This is a genomic window from Pseudomonas sp. B2021, from assembly GCF_018135665.1.
In the GTDB taxonomy this organism is placed as follows: domain Bacteria; phylum Pseudomonadota; class Gammaproteobacteria; order Pseudomonadales; family Pseudomonadaceae; genus Aquipseudomonas; species Aquipseudomonas lactis.
In genome coordinates this window covers 5,678,685-5,695,802 of sequence record NZ_SMOF01000001.1, presented here as the reverse complement: position 1 = coordinate 5,695,802, position 17,118 = coordinate 5,678,685, and the positions used below count along the sequence as shown (strand labels likewise).

Here is a 17,118-nt window from a genome sequence, read left to right as displayed (position 1 = left end):
ACATCATGGCCACTCAAGCAGACGGCAAGACCCCCAACCTGTCGCAGGAAGAGCAGCAGGACGTTGATGACAACCAGCCGCCTCGCGCGGCTGTATTACACGAAATTATCCGTACCCAAGGCGATCAGGAGCTGGAGCGCAATGTGGCCGCGCTGTGGTGGTCGGCGCTGGCTGCCGGCCTGACCATGGGCCTGTCGCTGATGGGCATGGGCCTGCTCAATTCGCGGCTGCCGGACGGTGAGGAATTCAAGGTGATCGCCAGCTTTGGCTATTGCGCAGGCTTTCTCGCGGTGATTCTTGCCCGTCAGCAATTGTTTACCGAAAACACCCTGACTGCCGTGCTGCCGGTGATGAGCAAGCCGACCCTGGCCAATGCCGCGCGCTTGTTACGGCTGTGGACGGTGGTGCTGGTGGGCAACCTGTGCGGTACTTTGCTGGTGGCCTACGTGATGCTGCACCTACCGATCTTCGATACCAAGACCGACCTGGCCTTCCTCGAGATCGGGCGCAAGGTCATGGAGAACGACCCCGCGCAGATGTTCGCCAAGGGCATCGTCTCCGGTTGGATGATCGCCACCATGGTCTGGATGATCCCGTCGATGGAGAGCGCCAAGCTGTGGATTATCATCCTGATCACTTACTTCATGGCGCTGGGCGACTTCACCCATATCGTCGTCGGTTCAGCGGAAGTGTCCTACCTGGTGTTTGCCGGCGAGTTGCCGTGGAAGGATTTCTGGCTGGTCTTCGCCGGGCCGACCCTGGCCGGCAACATCATCGGTGGTAGTTTCATCTTTGCGCTGATCAGCCATGCGCAGGTTCGCAGCGAAAGCAGCCTGCCAGGTAAAAAGGCTGCGGACCCGAGGCATCCGCAGCAGATCAACAAGGGTCAGTGATGCTCAGGCGTGGCCTGGGGTTCGCCCCGGGTCACGTGCTTGACCAGCTTGCCGATGCTCAACCCCTGCAACAGGATCGAGGACAGCACCACGATATAGGTGATGCTCAGCAACAAGTCACGCTCCGGCCCCAGGGGCAGGGCCAAGGCCAGTGCCACCGAGACGCCGCCGCGCAGGCCGCCCCAAGTAAGGATGCGGATAGTGCCGCGCGGCACCGTGCGCCAACGGCGCAGCAACAGGATCGCCGGGGCCACGGTCAGCAGGCGCGAGAGCAGGATCGCTACCGCCAGCAGGCTGGCCGCGAACACGTGCAGCCAATTGAATGGCAATAGCAGCAGCTCCATGCCGATCAGTGCAAACAGCAAGGCGTTGAGCATGTCATCGAGCAGTTCCCAGAAACCATCCAGGTAGCGACGCGTCATGTCGTTCATCGCCAGCTTGCGCCCCAGATTGCCGATGATCAGCCCCGCGACCACCATCGCAATCGGCGCGGATACATGCAGTTCCGAAGCCATGGCCGAGCCGCCGATCACCAGGGCGAGGGTCAGCATGACTTCGATCTGGTGCTGTTCGATGCTCTTGATCATCAGGTACACGAGATAGCCGATCAGCCCGCCAAACAGCACACCGCCAATGGCTTCGTGGGCAAACAGCATGGCCGTGGCGCCCACGGTGGGCGTTTCACCCAACTGCGCGATGCCCAGCAGCACGGTAAACACCACCACGGCGGTGCCGTCATTGAACAGCGACTCGCCGACGATGGTGGTTTTCAGCGGTTTGGAAGCATTGGCGGTCCGTAGCACGCCGAGCACCGCAATGGGGTCGGTGGGGGAAATCAGCGCGCCGAACAGCAGGCAGTAAAGGAAGCTCACGTGCCAGCCAAACAGGGCGAAGATGTAGTACGCCAGGCTGCCGATCACCACGGTGGCGATCAACACGCCAAAGGTTGCCAGCAGGCCGATGGGCCAGCGGTAGCTGCGCAAGTCGTTCAAGTTGACGTGCAAGGCGCCGGCGAACAGCAGGAACGACAGCATCCAGTTCATCAGCAAATCGCCGAAGTCGATCTGGCCGATCAACTGCTGGATACGTTCTTCCAGGCCCGGGTAGCCGAGCACGCTCAGGCCTTGCAGGATCAGCGAGAACAGCAGTGCGGTGACCATCACGCCGATGGTGGGCGGCAGGCCGATAAAGCGGAAGTTCACATAAGTGAGCAGGGTGGTGAGGCAGATGAAGGCGGCGACAAGTTCAAGCATCCGGGGTCCTTGGAAGGGGGGGAATATAGGCGCACGAGGTGCGTTGAGTCGGGGTTTAGTATAAACAGGTGCTGTTACATGACGTATCAATTAAGGAGGTTCGGGTGGTAGCGACAGCCCTGGTGCTGGTAGCGGCGCTGTTGCATGCGACGTGGAACACCTTGATCAAGTTCAGTGGCGAGCGCCTTTTGGTTATCGCCTGCATGGACAGCGTGGCGCTGCTGTTCGTGGTAGTGGCGGTGGGGTTCGTGTCCTTGCCGCCGTTGGACATCTGGCCGTGGATCGCGGCCTCGGCGCTGTTTGAATTGCTCTATCGCTATTTATTGATCCAGGCCTATCGGGTGGGGGACCTGGGCCTGGTGTATCCGTTGATGCGCGGTTTGTCGCCGCTGGTGGTGCTGGTGCTGACCCTGGTGTTTGCTGGCGAAGTGCTGAGCACCCAGCAGATTCTGGGGATCCTGCTGATCCCGTTCGGCATGGTGTGCCTGTTGTGGCAGGGCGGCGGCGGTGACCGGTTGCCCTGGTCGATGCTGCCGGTGGTGTTGATGATCGGCCTGTGCATCGGCTGCTACACCTTTCTGGATGGGCAGGCGCTGCGGCGCTGGGCGCACCCGCTGGATTACCTGGTGTGGCTGACGCTGGTCAGCGCGTGGCCGTTTCCGTTGCTGGCCCTGGTGCGCAAGCGGGCAGCCTTCAACCTGTTCTGGCGCACCCAGTGGCGGTTGGGCTTGAGCGTGGGGCTGTGCGTATTGTTGAGCTACGCTTTGGTACTTTGGGCCATGCAGTTGGGCTCGATTGCCGAAGCTGCTGCGCTGCGGGAAGTCAGTGTGATCCTGGTGGTGCTGTTCGGCATGCGTTACTTGAAAGAACCTTTTGGCCGTCCACGGCTCATAGCCTGTGGGTTGGTGTTGATTGGCATGTTGGTGATGAAACTCTAACCGTCGGATAAAACTAAAAGGAATCGGTGATGACAGTCGCTTTATGGTGTGTGTTGATCGCAATTTTTCTGCCGTACATTTGCACCGGTGTGGCCAAGTTCAGTACAGGCAAGTTCGGGCCACGGGATAACCACGACCCGCGTGCCTTCCTCGATAGCCTGGAAGGCGTCGCCAAGCGTGCGCATAGCGCGCAACTCAACAGTTTCGAAGTGACCCCTGCGTTTGCCGCCGCAGTGATCGTTGCGCACCTGGCCGGCAACGCCGACCTGGTGACGATCAACGTGCTGGCAGTGCTGTTTATCACCAGCCGCCTGCTGTACATCATCTGCTACCTGGCGGACTGGGCGATCTTGCGTTCGCTGGTATGGGCCGTGGGTATGGCGTTGATTGCGAGTTTCTTCTTCGTCTCGATGTAAGAGGGGGCGGCAAACCCGACTGCAGGAGCGAGCTTGCTCGCGAAGAACGTCAACGATAACGCGTGCTTGCTGAGTAAGCGCGGCGCCTGTGAGTTTTTCGCGAGCAAGCTCGCTCCTACAAAAAAACCAACGGTCGTCAGGTGCCGGCAGGCGCATCCGGCACCTGGGGCAATGCCGCACCTTTGGGCCACAGCATCCAGATCTGCCCTTGCTGTTTCATATTCCCCGCCAACTCGCCTGCGGCATTGCCTGTGCCCCAGAACAAATCTGCGCGCACTTCGCCGGTGATTGCGCCGCCGGTATCCTGGGCTGCGACCGGGCGTGCCAGTGGCGTGCCGTCTGGTTTGGTGGTCGACAACCACAACAGGCTGCCCAGCGGAATCACCTTGCGATCCACCGCCACACTGTAGCCGGCGGTCAATGGCACGTTCAGCGAACCACGCGGGCCTTCGTTGCTGTCGGGGCGGGCGCTGAAGAATACGTAGCTGGGGTTGCTCGCCAGCAGTTCTGGAATGCGCTGCGGGTGGGCCTTGGCCCAGGCGCTGATGGCGCCCATGGTCACGTCTTCTTTTTTCAGCTCGCCTTGTTCCACCAGCCAGCGGCCGATAGGGCGGTACGGGTAGCCGTTCTGGTCGCCGTAACCCACACGCAGTTGGCGCCCGCCGGCCAGTTGAATACGCCCCGAGCCCTGGATCTGCAGGAATTGCAGGTCCATCGGGTCGGTCAGCCAGGCGATCGGCTTGGCGGTGGAACCTTGGCTGTTGAGAGTGCTGGCATCGTCATACGGTTTGAGCACGCGGCCTTCCAGGCGACCGCGCAGGCGCTTGCCCTTGAGTTCCGGGTAGATGCTCTCGAGGTTGACGATGATCAGATCATCCGGCACGCCGTATACCGGCACGTGGGCGGTGGCGGTCTTGGTCAGGCTGCCGGGGTAGACCGGCTCGTAATAACCCGTGATCAAGCCGTTTGGCGTGTTGTTGGCCGAGCGCAGGCCGAAGACATCCAGGTGTTCCTTTAGAAAGCCGCGAACCGCCACGGCATCGCCCGGTACGCTGGCCGCGGCCGCGCAGGTCGCGCCCCAGATCGGGTCGGCCTTGAGGCGCTGGCAGGCGCTGCGCCAGGATTCAAACCCGGCGAGCAAGTCACTGTCGGAAACGCTCGGCAGGGCTTCCCACGGTGCGCTCACATAGGTGGCAACGGCGTGAGGTTTGGTTGGCTCCTGGGCAACTTGTTTGCCGGGGTCTTTACCGCCATCGCAGCCGGCCAGTAGCGCGAACATCGGCAGAGCCCACGCCAGGCGCCGGCCCCAGGGTTTGAAGGTGACATTCATGTAGGTAGTTCCTGAAACGATTGCCCGTGCTTCACTGCATCCGGGCAACCCTTATTATTAATAGGGCTATTGGTCTTTGTAGGCGGTGCGAGGATACTGGCCGCCGTTTCCCGTGACCTTGAAGCCATGATGATGTTAAAAAAATTGACTGTTGTATTGCTGGCCTGCCTGGCGGTGTCTGCCTGTGGCGGTGTTGACCCCAATTCTCCCTTGGGCCAGCGCAAGGCGATCTTCAAGCAGATGCTCAAGACCGGTGAAGACTTGGGCGGCATGCTCCGCGGGCGTATCCCATTCGATGGCGCCAAGTTCGCCGAGGGTGCGGTCAAACTGGATGCGTTGTCCCACGAGCCGTGGAAACATTTCCCGAGCGTGCGCGAAGAAGACCACACCAGTGCCAAAGATGATGTGTGGCAAAAACAGGCGCAGTTCCAGCAACTGGCTCGCGACCTTGAGGCGGCCACCGGTGAATTGGTGATCGCCAGCCAGGTGCAGCCTTATAAAGCCAGCAACCTTCAACCTGCGGTGCAAAAAGTTGAAGATGCCTGCAGCGCCTGCCATAAACAGTTCCGTGATCATTGATCGGTTTTACTGGTCGAGTTCTTCCACCGCGTCTTGCAGCTCTTTGCGCGATTCGGCCAGCTTCTCCTTACGCTTGTTGATCTTGTCCGGATCACCCTTTTTCATGGCCTTGTCGAGGTCGGCCTGACGGCGGCTGACTTCATGCTTGGCGTCGAGCACCTTGTTTTCACGTTCTTTCTTCAAGCTGGCATCGGTGCAGTGGGCGGTGACTTCGGCCAGGGCTTTTTCCAGGCCGGCCTGTTGGTTGATGTTGCCGTGGGCCTTGGCCTGTTCGATCTGGATGCTGATGGCCTGGCGTTTGGCGGCGCAGCCTGTGAGCGGTTGCGCGTCTTCGGCGGCCAACAGTGGCGTGCTCATGAAGCCTGCGACGGTCAGCAAGGCAAAGGGGGCGAGAAATTTCATATAAAGCTCCAAGTTCGCAATCAGGTGGCCGGGTGGTGTTCAAAACCCATCTACCCCGGCTGCGCGTAATGTTTCAGCCATGGCTTGTACCTGCGGGTCACGAAAAAAAGCGCTGAGTTGCGCTGCGCGTCCCGGGCCGATGCCATCTGAGGCCAGCCAGGCTTGGGTGTCTTTGGCGACCAGCGTCTGCCAGTTGCCTTCCAGGTTGTTGCGCGCCGCTGGCGGTATGCCCAAGGCGCAGAGCCATTGTAAAAAAGGGCGTTGCCGGGCGCTTTGAATACTGTCGAGCACCCGCGCACGGGTACGCTCGCCTAACCCCTCAATGGTAGCAAGCTCGGCCGCATCCAGGGTTAACCAATCGAGAAAGCCTGCGATTAGACCCGCCTGGATCAATACGTTCCAGGTTTCACGGCCCATATGGGGCAAGGCCAGGCCGTGTTTGCCGCTCAACCAGGTGAGGCGGGCGAGCAGTTGATCTTCGCAGCCGGGGTCCAGTTGCCAGCAGCTCAAGGCGTGGAAGTCTTGAGGGTCGGGTACCTGCATGTCCACGCGTGTCTTGTTGCGCAGGATCACCTCGTCCAGTCGCGGTATCACCTGGCCCGCCAGGCTGATCGACACATGATCGCCTGGGCGGATATCCAGGGCTTGCCAGCGCTTGAGCGAGCTGGCGCTAACCCGGGTGATCTGCCGATCATCCAGCCGTACGGGCTCCAGTTCGAGGATTGGAGTAATGCGCCCAGTGCGCCCCACCCTGAACTGAACGTTGCGCACCAGCGCCAGTGCCTTGATGGCCGGGTACTTCCAGGCAACCGCCCAGTAAGGCGCACTGGCTTGCCAGCGCTCGGCGGGTGCCCGCGCAGCCTGGTGCAGCACCACGCCATCGCTGGCGAAGGGCAATGGCGCGTTGTACCAATGGGTACGCCAATGCGCAGCTTCGCTGATGGTGCCGACGGGCTGGCTGTACTGTTGACTGTCGGTGAACCCCCAGCGCGCCAGGGTGGCCAGGCGTTCGGTGAAGTCCGCCGGGCCGTCGGGCCACGCCCAGACGAACAGGCCGATCCCGGCAGCTTCGGCATCGTTCAACTGGCGACGGTTCATCAGGCCGGCCACTTTGCTGCGCGCATTGAGCCCGCCCTTGAGCGATTGCACATGGTGGTTGAGGCGCCAATAGAGTTCGCCTTGCAGCACCACATCAACGGCGTCGGGCAACTGTTGGACAATGCCGGGGATCTTGGCGGCGGAGGCTGACCAGTCGTGACCCAGCAGGCCGTCGCCTCGAGATATGAGCTGGTGCAAGCGGCCCTGGCGATACACCAATGTCACCGCGACGCCATCGACCTTGGGTTGGACCCAGACATCCTGTCGAGTGCTGAGCCAGTCACTGACGGCCGGCTCGCTCGGCAGCTTCTGCAAACCCGTGTGCGCGACCGGGTGACGTAAGGTGCCGCGCGCCCTGGCCAGTGGGTTATCAGCCTTGGGTGTCTGCTGGCGGGCGCATTCCTGCCAATGCGCCAGGCGTGTGCGGGCCTGGTCGTAGAGCTCGTCGCTGATCAGCGATTGGCCCTGTCGATGGTAGCTGTCGTCCCACTGCTGGATTTGCCTGGACAAGGTTTCCAACTGTGAGTGAACGTCATCGGGGCAGGCTTCGGCCCAGGCCCAGGCCGGCAGGGTGCTTAGGAGAACAGCCAGTAATACGCGCATCATGAGCATCCTTGCTCGAAAAGGGTGCCCAGCCTAAGTGATCCACGCGCCCACAAAAAAGCCCCGACCGAGCGGGGCTTTTTACCGGGTATTTCTGTTTACTTGAACAGGCCGCCCAAGGCCTTCACAGCGTCGTTGTTTTCAGCCTTGGCCTGCTGCTTTTGCTGCTTGGCGTCGACTTTTGCCTGGCTGTCGGCGAGTTTGTTGCAAGCTTTGTTGACCTGCTCCAGCGCAGCCTCGTAGGCCCGCACTTTCAACAGATCGTTCTTGGCATTGGCCGCGTCGATCTTGGCTTGCAGGTCTTTGGGTTGCTGCTGGCAGTCGCCGGCATTGCCGCCACCGAGCTGGGCACTCAGGGCGCCGCTCAGCGCGTTCAGGTCAGCGGCCTGGGCTGGCAGGGTGAACAGGCTGAGCAGAAGGGCGGCAGGGGCGAGTGTGCAAATGCGCATGAAAACCTCAATGTTCGATTGCCTGCGCGCTTATCCATCCCGGGCGGGCGCAGTGCAATATCCAAGTAAGGTGAAGGGCCCGAGAGGGCGCGGATTCTAGTGGGCCATCATTTGGCCTGCAAGCCTTGGATCCAAAAAAGCCCGAAGTGGCCGTGCAGACAACAAAAAGCCCCGCCAGGCAGGCCTGGCGGGGCTTTATTTACCGCGAACGATTACAGGCCGGCGGCGGTACGCAGGTCGTTGGCGCGGTCGGTTTTTTCCCAGGTGAAGGTGCTGAAGGTGTCATCGCCCACAGTCTTCTGCGCAGGGGTACGGCCGAAGTGGCCGTAGGCTGCGGTTTCCTGATACATCGGGTGCAGCAGGTCGAGCATGGTGGTGATCGCGTAAGGGCGCAGGTCGAAGATCTCACGTACCAGCTTGACGATCTTGTCATCGCTGATCTTGCCGGTGCCGAAGGTGTTCAGCGAGATCGACGTAGGCTGGGCCACGCCAATGGCGTAGGAAACCTGAATTTCGCAGCGCTCGGCCAGGCCGGCAGCGACGATGTTCTTGGCTACATAACGACCGGCGTAAGCGGCAGAGCGGTCCACCTTTGAAGGGTCCTTACCGGAGAACGCACCGCCGCCGTGACGAGCCATGCCGCCGTAGCTGTCGACGATGATCTTGCGGCCAGTCAGGCCGCAGTCGCCCACCGGGCCACCGATGATGAACTGGCCGGTCGGGTTGATGTGGAACTGGGTGTCCTTGGTCAGCAGTTCGGCAGGCAGCACGTGCTTGACGATCAGCTCCATTACGCCTTCACGCAGGTCGGCGTAGGACACGTCCGGGTTGTGCTGGGTCGACAGTACCACGGCGTCGATGCCCACCACTTTGCCGCCTTCGTAGCGGCAGGTCACCTGGGACTTGGCGTCCGGGCGCAGCCAAGGCAGCACGCCGGATTTGCGCGCCTCGGCTTGCCGTTGCACAAGCTGGTGCGAGAAGGTGATCGGCGCGGGCATCAGCACGTCGGTTTCGTTGCTGGCGTAGCCGAACATCAGGCCCTGATCGCCCGCGCCCTGGTCTTCTGGCTTGGCGCGGTCAACACCCTGGTTGATGTCCGGGGATTGCTTGCCGATGATGTTCATCACGCCACAGGTCGCGCCGTCAAAGCCAACGTCGGAGCTGTTGTAGCCAATGTCGGTGATCACGTCACGCACGATCTGCTCCAGGTCAACCCAGGCAGTGGTGGTGACTTCGCCGGCGATGATCGCCACGCCCGTTTTCACCAGCGTCTCGCACGCCACACGGGCGAACTTGTCTTCAGCGATGATAGCGTCCAGCACCGCGTCAGAAATCTGGTCGGCGATTTTGTCCGGATGCCCTTCAGACACGGACTCGGAGGTGAAAAGGGAGTATTCGCTCATCTCGATGTTTTCCTGATATTTACCGATGGTGAGTGTCGCCAGCCGGTCGCTGAAAATGGCGGACCTGAATCTGGAAACCATTACGTAAACCTACATAGAGGCTTTCCCCGGGAACGAGTCCCGCAGCGGTGGCCCAACGGGCCAGATCGTCCTGTTCAAAACCCAGCCAGAGATCACCGCAGGCCTCCTTGGCCCAATTCTGGTTGTGGCTGCATAAATCCGTAACCAGCAGGCTACCGCCGGGGTGCAGCAACCCGGCCATTTGCTTGAGGGCTTCTGCCGGTGCGGCGAAATGGTGCAAGACCATGTTCAGCACCACGCAATCGGCCCGCAGGCCGGTGTCACTCAGGGCGTCGGCCAACTGCAGGCGCACATTGCCCAGGGCTTCGCGCTCACAGAGTTGGCGCGCCAGTTCAAGCATCGCCGGGCTGTTATCCAGCGCGGTGACCTGCTCGAAGCGGCGCGCCAGTTCGGGCAGGAAACCGCCGTCGCCAGGGCCGACTTCCAAGGCCGTGGCTTCTTCACTGAAGCTCAGCTTGTCCAACAGCGCCAGTACGCTTTCGCGGTACTGGGCCAAGCCGGCGATCAGGTCCTGTTGGGCGCGAAACTTGTCGGCCACCCGTGAGAAAAAATCCTGGCTGGCGGCGGCGCGTTGCCCGTGCACCTGGCCGATGCGCGACTGCACATCACCGGGCAGGCACAAGTTGTCCACTTCGTCGAGCAGGGCGGCGTGCAACTTGCCGCCAAGCAGTTCGGTATGGGGCAGGGCACGTCGGTAGAAAATCGCATTGCCTTCGCGACGGGTGGCCACCAGGTCGGCCTGGGCCAGCACCTTCAAATGGTGGCTCATGCCGGACTGGCCGATGGCGAAGATCTGCGCCAGCTCCAGTACCCCGAAAGAATCGTTGGCCAGTGCGCGCAATACGTTCAAGCGCAACGGATCGCCAGCGGCCTTGCACAAGGCAGCCAGTTCATCGCCGTCGTCAGGACGCAGGGAGGGCACGGGTAGGTTCATAAGGCCAGCAGTCTAGTGACGGGTGTAGATCCCCGCAAGGCCAATATCAAAAAGTTTTGATATTGATCGATAAGTGGCGGTTATAAGCCATCGCTATAACCTTTAGACGAACCGGTTAAAGGTTTCTGCAAGGGATTGGTGCCCAAAGCACAGGAAAAACGCTCACAAGTGACTATCTGTCATTGCCCGCAGGCGGTGGCTGAGGGAAAATGCCGGTCCTTTTTTCCGTTTCTTTATAAGCAAACTCCAGGAGATCAGCGATGCCCAGCCGTCGTGAGCGTGCCAACGCCATTCGTGCCCTCAGCATGGATGCCGTGCAAAAAGCCAACAGCGGCCATCCCGGTGCCCCGATGGGCATGGCGGATATCGCCGAGGTACTTTGGCGTGACTACCTGAAACACAACCCGAGCAACCCTTCGTTCGCCGACCGTGACCGCTTCGTGCTGTCCAACGGTCATGGCTCGATGCTGATTTATTCGCTGCTGCACCTGACTGGCTACGACGTCACCATCGACGACCTCAAGAGCTTCCGTCAGCTGCACAGCCGCACCCCGGGCCACCCGGAATTCGGCTACACCCCAGGCGTTGAGACCACCACCGGTCCCCTGGGCCAAGGCCTGGCCAATGCGGTTGGTTTCGCCCTGGCGGAAAAAGTCTTGGGCGCGCAGTTCAACCGCCCTGGCCACGACATCGTTGACCACCACACCTACGTATTCCTGGGTGATGGCTGCATGATGGAAGGCATTTCCCATGAAGTCGCTTCCCTGGCCGGCACCCTGGGCCTGGGCAAGCTGATTGCCTTCTACGATGACAACGGCATCTCCATCGACGGCGAAGTCGAAGGCTGGTTCACCGACGACACGCCAAAGCGTTTCGAAGCTTACAACTGGCAGGTGATCCGCAACGTCGACGGCCACGATCCGGAAGAGATCAAGACCGCCATCGACACCGCTCGCAAGAGCGCGCAGCCAACCCTGATCTGCTGCAAGACAACCATCGGTTTCGGCTCGCCGAACAAGCAAGGTAAAGAAGACTGCCACGGCGCCCCACTGGGTGACGCGGAAATCGCCCTGACCCGCGAAGCGCTGAAGTGGAACCACGGCCCGTTTGAAATCCCGGCCGACATCTACGCCGAATGGGATGCCAAGGAAAAAGGCCTGGCAGCCGAAGCCGAGTGGGACCAGCGTTTCTCGGCCTACTCCGCCGAATTCCCGGAATTGGCCAACGAACTGGTGCGCCGCCTGGCCGGTGACCTGCCTGCCGACTTCTCGGAAAAAGCCTCGGCCTACATCGCTGAAGTCGCGGCCAAGGGCGAGACCATCGCCAGCCGTAAAGCCAGCCAGAACACCCTGAACGCCTTTGGCCCGTTGCTGCCTGAGTTCCTCGGCGGTTCGGCTGACCTGGCCGGTTCCAACCTGACCCTGTGGAAAGGTTGCAAAGGTGTCTCGGCCGAAGACGCCAGCGGTAACTACATGTACTACGGCGTGCGCGAGTTCGGCATGAGCGCCATCATGAACGGCGTGTCCCTGCACGGCGGTTTGGTGCCTTACGGCGCGACCTTCCTGATGTTCATGGAGTACGCACGTAACGCTGTACGTATGGCCGCGCTCATGAAGAAGCGCGTGATCCACGTCTACACCCACGACTCCATCGGCCTGGGCGAAGACGGCCCGACGCACCAGCCGGTCGAGCAACTGACCAGCCTGCGCACCACGCCGAACCTCGATTGCTGGCGCCCAGCCGACGCGGTGGAATCCGCCGTGGCCTGGAAGCACGCCATTGAGCGCAAGGACGGCCCTTCGGCGCTGATCTTCTCGCGTCAGAACCTGCAACACCAGGTGCGTACCGACGCGCAGATCGCCGACATCAGCCGTGGCGGTTATGTGCTCAAGGACTGCATCGGCGAGCCGGAGCTGATCCTGATCTCCACCGGCTCCGAAGTGGGCCTGACCGTTCAGGCGTACGACAAGCTGACCGCGCAAGGCCGCAACGTGCGCGTTGTGTCCATGCCCTGCACCAGCGTGTTCGAAGCCCAGGACGCCGGCTACAAGCAATCGGTATTGCCGTTGCAGGTCAGTGCGCGTATTGCCATCGAAGCGGCTCACGCCGACTACTGGTACAAGTATGTGGGCCTGGAAGGCCGCGTGATCGGCATGACCACCTACGGTGAGTCGGCGCCGGCGCCAGCCTTGTTCGAAGAGTTCGGTTTCACCCTGGAAAACATCCTGGGTCAGGCTGAAGAGTTGCTGGAAGACTAAGTCAGTCTGCGTTGTTTGTACTGGCGCCATCGCGGGCAAGCCCGCTCCCACATTTGGATCACGGTCCACTGTGGGAGCGGGCTTGCCCGCGAGGGCGCCAGTACATTCATCACTGAACTAACCTTGATCGAGAACCCCATGCCCCAACCGCGTCCCTACAAAGTTGCACTCAACGGCTACGGCCGCATTGGTCGTTGCGTCTTGCGTGCTCTGTTCGAGCGAGGGGCGGCGGCCGGGTTTGAAATTGTCGCGATCAATGATTTGGCCGACATGGCCAGCATCGAATACCTGACACGCTTTGACTCCACCCACGGCCGCTTCCCGGGCGAAGTGCGGGTTGAAGGCGATTGTCTGCATATCAATGGCAACTGCGTGCAAGTGTTGCGCAGTGCCACCCCCGAAGGCATCGACTGGAAAGCACTGGGCGTCGACCTGGTGCTGGAATGCTCCGGTGTCTATCACACCCGTGCCGATGGCCAGCGTTTCCTCGACGCCGGCGCACCGCGTGTGCTGTTTTCCCAGCCGATGGCCAGCGAGGCGGATGTCGACGCCACCATCGTCTACGGCATCAACCAAGATTGCCTGACCGGCGATGAGCTGCTGGTGTCCAACGCGTCGTGTACCACCAACTGCAGCGTGCCGTTGTTGCGCCTGCTGGACCAGGCGATCGGCCTGGATTACGTGTCGATCACCACGATTCACTCGGCGATGAACGACCAGCCGGTCATCGACGCCTATCACCACGAAGACCTGCGCCGCACGCGTTCGGCGTTCCAGTCAGTGATTCCGGTGTCCACCGGCCTGGCGCGCGGCATCGAGCGACTGCTGCCGGAACTTGCCGGGCGAATCCAGGCCAAAGCCGTACGGGTGCCGACGGTGAACGTGTCTTGCCTGGATATCACCATGCAAACCGTGAGCGACACTGACGCGGCCGAGGTCAACCGGATCCTGCGCGACGCCGCCACCAGCGGCCCGCTCAAAGGTCTGTTGGCCTACACCGAGTTGCCCCACGCCAGTTGCGATTTTAACCATGACCCGCATTCGGCGATTGTCGATGCCAGCCAGACCCGCGTTTCCGGCCCCAGGCTTGTGAACATCCTGGCCTGGTTCGACAACGAATGGGGCTTTGCCAACCGCATGCTGGATGTTGCCGAACACTATCTGCACATCGCTTCTAAACAACCTCAACAGTAATTCAGGAACTGCGACCCATGACCGTGTTGAAGATGACCGACCTCGATCTGCAAGGTAAGCGCGTACTGATCCGCGAAGACCTCAACGTCCCCGTCAAGGACGGTGTTGTCACCAGCGATGCGCGAATCCTGGCCTCGCTGCCGACCATCAAGCTGGCCCTGGAAAAAGGCGCGGCCGTGATGGTCTGCTCCCACCTGGGTCGCCCGACCGAAGGTGAGTTCTCTGCTGAAAACAGCCTCAAGCCTGTCGCTGAGTACCTGAGCAAGGCCCTGGGTCGTGACGTGCCATTGGTCGCAGACTACCTGGGCGGCGTGGACGTGAAAGCGGGCGATATCGTGCTGTTCGAAAACGTGCGCTTCAACAAGGGCGAGAAAAAGAACAGCGACGAACTGGCCCAGCAATACGCCGCCCTGTGCGACGTGTTTGTGATGGACGCGTTCGGCACCGCCCACCGCGCCGAAGGTTCGACCCACGGCGTGGCCAAGTTCGCCAAGGTCGCCGCGGCGGGCCCGTTGTTGGCTGCCGAGCTGGATGCACTGGGCAAGGCCCTGGGCGCTCCGGCCCAGCCAATGGCCGCTATCGTTGCCGGCTCCAAGGTGTCCACCAAGCTGGACGTGCTTAACAGCCTGAGCCAGATCTGCAACCAACTGATCGTCGGCGGCGGCATTGCCAATACCTTCCTGGCCGCTGCCGGCCACCCGGTGGGCAAATCCCTGTACGAGCCAGACCTGCTCGACACCGCCCGCGCCATCGCCGCCAAGGTCAGCGTGCCGCTGCCGGTAGACGTGGTGGTTGCCAAGGAATTCGCTGAAAGCGCCGCCGCTACCGTCAAGCTCATCGCTGACGTGGCCGACGACGACATGATCCTGGACATCGGCCCGCAAACCGCGGCCAACTTCGCCGAGCTGCTCAAGGCATCCCAGACTATCCTGTGGAATGGCCCGGTGGGCGTGTTCGAGTTCGACCAATTCGGCAACGGCACCAAGGTGCTGGCTAAAGCGATCGCTGAAAGCTCGGCGTTCTCCATCGCGGGTGGCGGCGATACTTTGGCGGCTATCGATAAATATGGTGTGGCTGATCAGATCTCCTACATTTCTACCGGTGGTGGCGCTTTCCTCGAGTTCGTCGAGGGCAAGGTGTTGCCAGCCGTGGAAGTGCTGGAAACCCGAGCCAAAGGTTAAGGCTCGCGTGATCAGGAAAAGGAGCGTTCCCATGATCAAGTCGTTGGCACTGGTGATTGCAGCGGGCCTGTTGGCCGGCTGCGGCAGCACACCCAGCGCGGCGCCCGAGGCGGATAACGCCAAGGCGCCGTTGAGAAAAAGCTGTTACCAGGCTGACTGGCAAGCCGAGACCATGCCGGTGATCAACAAGCGCATCGGCAACGAACGGCTGGAGAAATATGACTCCGCGCCCAACGGTCAGGAACAGGGTTGCCCATGACGGGTCTGATCCACTAACCGACAGCAACGGCGGCCCATAGGCCGCCCTGCGAGGATTGGCAATGAAAGGCGTTTTCGCCCTGGCAGCCCTGGCCCTATTGGCCGGCTGCAGCAGCATGAACCTGTTCGACAAGGCAGAGCCAGCCGATAAATGGACCACCTGGACCTGCGACAGCAAGGCCGAGGTCAACTGGCGTTTTGCCAACCCGGCCCGTTCCGAAGTGGATGTACGCCTCGGCGGTTCGGACCAGGTTTACCGGCTCAAGCAAGAGGTAGCCGCCTCCGGCGTGTTGTACAGCGACGGCCAGTTGGCGTTTCACACCAAAGGTGAGGAAGGCCTGGTGTACTGGGTAGCGACGGATGATTTGATTGGGCGCGGCTGCAAAGCCAACTGAGAATACGATCTGAAGTCCAATGAGATCAAAATGTGGGAGCTGGCTTGCCTGCGATTGCGGTGGGTCAGCAAAGCCAATATCGACTGGCTCGCCGCCATCGCAGGCAAGCCAGCTCCCACATTGACCTGCTTCACAGTGGCATTAGCGCTAGGCCACATCAGCAATAACGATTCAGCAGCACAAGGCTCAACCCCTTGATCTGCAATAACTTGAATAGCAGCCGCCGCTACGGCAGGCTTGCACGATTAACGACCCTCGACCGGGAGAGACAACACAATGGCACTTATCAGCATGCGTCAAATGCTGGACCACGCAGCCGAGTTCGGCTACGGCGTCCCAGCCTTTAACGTCAACAACCTTGAGCAGATGCGCGCCATCATGGAAGCCGCTGACAAGACCGACTCCCCAGTGATCGTCCAGGCTTCGGCCGGCGCGCGCAAATACGCCGGCGCCCCGTTCCTGCGTCACCTGATCCTCGCCGCGATCGAAGAATTCCCGCACATCCCGGTGTGCATGCACCAGGACCACGGCACCAGCCCTGACGTGTGCCAGCGCTCGATCCAACTGGGCTTCAGCTCGGTAATGATGGACGGCTCCCTCGGCGAAGACGGCAAGACCCCAACCGACTACGAGTACAACGTACGCGTGACCCAACAAACCGTGGCTATGGCCCACGCCTGCGGCGTATCGGTTGAAGGCGAACTGGGCTGCCTGGGTTCGCTTGAAACCGGCATGGCCGGCGAAGAAGACGGCATCGGCGCCGAAGGCGTGCTGGATCACAGCCAGATGCTGACCGACCCGGAAGAAGCCGCCGACTTCGTCAAGAAGACCCAGGTCGACGCCCTGGCCATCGCCATCGGCACCAGCCATGGCGCCTACAAGTTCACCAAGCCACCTACCGGCGACGTGCTGGCCATCGACCGCATCAAGGAAATCCACAAGCGCATCCCCAACACCCACCTGGTGATGCACGGTTCTTCCTCGGTACCGCAAGAGTGGCTGGCGATCATCAACCAGTACGGCGGTGACATCAAAGAAACCTACGGCGTACCGGTTGAAGAAATCGTCGAAGGCATCAAGTACGGCGTGCGCAAGGTCAACATCGACACCGATTTGCGCCTGGCGTCCACCGGTGCAATGCGTCGCCTGATGGCCACCAACCCGAGCGAGTTCGACCCGCGTAAATTCTTCGGTGCTACCGTGACGGCGATGCGTGATGTGTGTATCGCACGGTATGAAGCGTTTGGTACGGCCGGTAATGCCTCGAAGATCAAGCCGATCTCGTTGGAAGCGATGTACCAGCGGTATTTGAAAGGTGAGTTGAACGCTAAGGTGAACTGAGCCTCAAGCGTTTAACTAAAGAAGCCCGCATCGCTGCGGGCTTTTTTGTGGGTGCCGATTTCTCCAGACGTAAGGTGATTGAAATGTCCGTCATAAGGGACATAATCAGATT

The 17,118-nt window shown here is 61.0% G+C and carries 17 protein-coding genes; 10 read left to right on the top strand and 7 right to left on the bottom strand.

What is annotated here, in order from left to right:
• Positions 1–5: 5 nt before the first annotated feature.
• The gene (locus E1K68_RS25775; RefSeq protein WP_003194983.1) at positions 6–893 is read left to right on the top strand and encodes a formate/nitrite transporter family protein; all 888 of its coding nucleotides are present in this window, start codon (positions 6–8) and stop codon (positions 891–893) included.
• Here E1K68_RS25775 and E1K68_RS25770 read toward each other — a convergent pair.
• Positions 887–2,146, bottom strand: coding sequence for a sodium:proton antiporter (locus E1K68_RS25770; protein WP_003194982.1), 1,260 nt, complete (start codon positions 2,144–2,146; stop codon positions 887–889). The genes E1K68_RS25775 and E1K68_RS25770 overlap by 7 nt on opposite strands.
• 104 nt (positions 2,147–2,250) lie before the next feature.
• On the opposite strand from E1K68_RS25770, the gene E1K68_RS25765 reads away from it, so the two are divergent.
• Both E1K68_RS25765 and E1K68_RS25760 read left to right on the top strand, forming a co-directional pair.
• Positions 2,251–3,084, top strand: a complete 834-nt coding sequence (locus tag E1K68_RS25765) for an EamA family transporter (RefSeq protein ID WP_212614816.1) — start codon at positions 2,251–2,253, stop codon at positions 3,082–3,084.
• A 29-nt stretch (positions 3,085–3,113) separates the two neighbouring features.
• Positions 3,114–3,500, top strand: a complete 387-nt coding sequence (locus tag E1K68_RS25760) for an MAPEG family protein (protein WP_003194977.1) — start codon at positions 3,114–3,116, stop codon at positions 3,498–3,500.
• A gap of 136 nt (positions 3,501–3,636) precedes the next feature.
• Here E1K68_RS25760 and E1K68_RS25755 read toward each other — a convergent pair whose 3' ends face one another.
• A complete protein-coding gene (locus tag E1K68_RS25755; protein ID WP_003194974.1) occupies positions 3,637–4,830 on the bottom strand; it encodes an MltA domain-containing protein in 1,194 nt (397 codons plus the stop codon).
• Between the two features lie 129 nt (positions 4,831–4,959).
• Here E1K68_RS25755 and E1K68_RS25750 point away from each other — a divergent pair, with 129 nt between their 5' ends.
• Positions 4,960–5,409 carry a cytochrome c gene (locus E1K68_RS25750; protein WP_003194972.1) on the top strand — a complete coding sequence of 150 codons (450 nt, stop codon included), beginning with the start codon at positions 4,960–4,962 and terminating at the stop codon, positions 5,407–5,409.
• 6 nt (positions 5,410–5,415) lie between these two features.
• On the opposite strand, the gene E1K68_RS25745 is transcribed toward E1K68_RS25750, so the two are convergent.
• The 5 genes from E1K68_RS25745 to E1K68_RS25725 all read right to left on the bottom strand — a co-directional run bounded on the left by E1K68_RS25745 (position 5,416) and on the right by E1K68_RS25725 (position 10,379).
• Positions 5,416–5,811 carry a DUF1090 domain-containing protein gene (locus E1K68_RS25745; RefSeq protein WP_003194970.1) on the bottom strand — a complete coding sequence of 132 codons (396 nt, stop codon included), beginning with the start codon at positions 5,809–5,811 and terminating at the stop codon, positions 5,416–5,418.
• Positions 5,812–5,850: 39 nt separating this feature from the next.
• Complete coding sequence (gene ligB, locus E1K68_RS25740; protein WP_212614815.1) at positions 5,851–7,515, bottom strand: NAD-dependent DNA ligase LigB; 1,665 nt, start codon at positions 7,513–7,515, stop codon at positions 5,851–5,853.
• Between the two features lie 95 nt (positions 7,516–7,610).
• Complete coding sequence (locus E1K68_RS25735; protein WP_034133965.1) at positions 7,611–7,961, bottom strand: DUF1090 family protein; 351 nt, start codon at positions 7,959–7,961, stop codon at positions 7,611–7,613.
• 212 nt (positions 7,962–8,173) lie between these two features.
• Positions 8,174–9,364 (bottom strand): methionine adenosyltransferase, encoded by a 1,191-nt coding sequence (gene metK / locus E1K68_RS25730; protein ID WP_003194964.1) that lies wholly within the window; start codon positions 9,362–9,364, stop codon positions 8,174–8,176.
• A gap of 19 nt (positions 9,365–9,383) precedes the next feature.
• The gene (locus tag E1K68_RS25725) at positions 9,384–10,379 is read right to left on the bottom strand and encodes a metalloregulator ArsR/SmtB family transcription factor (protein ID WP_003194962.1); all 996 of its coding nucleotides are present in this window, start codon (positions 10,377–10,379) and stop codon (positions 9,384–9,386) included.
• Positions 10,380–10,639: 260 nt separating this feature from the next.
• Between E1K68_RS25725 and tkt the strand changes: the two genes are divergently transcribed.
• The 6 genes from tkt to fba all read left to right on the top strand — a co-directional run bounded on the left by tkt (position 10,640) and on the right by fba (position 17,006).
• Complete coding sequence (tkt, locus tag E1K68_RS25720) at positions 10,640–12,637, top strand: transketolase (protein ID WP_034133964.1); 1,998 nt, start codon at positions 10,640–10,642, stop codon at positions 12,635–12,637.
• Positions 12,638–12,775: 138 nt separating this feature from the next.
• Positions 12,776–13,831 carry an erythrose-4-phosphate dehydrogenase gene (gene epd, locus E1K68_RS25715; RefSeq protein ID WP_003194958.1) on the top strand — a complete coding sequence of 352 codons (1,056 nt, stop codon included), beginning with the start codon at positions 12,776–12,778 and terminating at the stop codon, positions 13,829–13,831.
• A 17-nt stretch (positions 13,832–13,848) separates the two neighbouring features.
• Complete coding sequence (locus E1K68_RS25710; RefSeq protein ID WP_003194956.1) at positions 13,849–15,012, top strand: phosphoglycerate kinase; 1,164 nt, start codon at positions 13,849–13,851, stop codon at positions 15,010–15,012.
• 31 nt (positions 15,013–15,043) lie between these two features.
• Complete coding sequence (locus E1K68_RS25705; RefSeq protein WP_003194953.1) at positions 15,044–15,271, top strand: hypothetical protein; 228 nt, start codon at positions 15,044–15,046, stop codon at positions 15,269–15,271.
• 61 nt (positions 15,272–15,332) lie between these two features.
• Complete coding sequence (locus E1K68_RS25700) at positions 15,333–15,665, top strand: MliC family protein (RefSeq protein ID WP_003194951.1); 333 nt, start codon at positions 15,333–15,335, stop codon at positions 15,663–15,665.
• Positions 15,666–15,941: 276 nt separating this feature from the next.
• The gene (gene fba / locus E1K68_RS25695) at positions 15,942–17,006 is read left to right on the top strand and encodes a class II fructose-bisphosphate aldolase (protein ID WP_003177554.1); all 1,065 of its coding nucleotides are present in this window, start codon (positions 15,942–15,944) and stop codon (positions 17,004–17,006) included.
• Positions 17,007–17,118 lie beyond the last annotated feature (112 nt).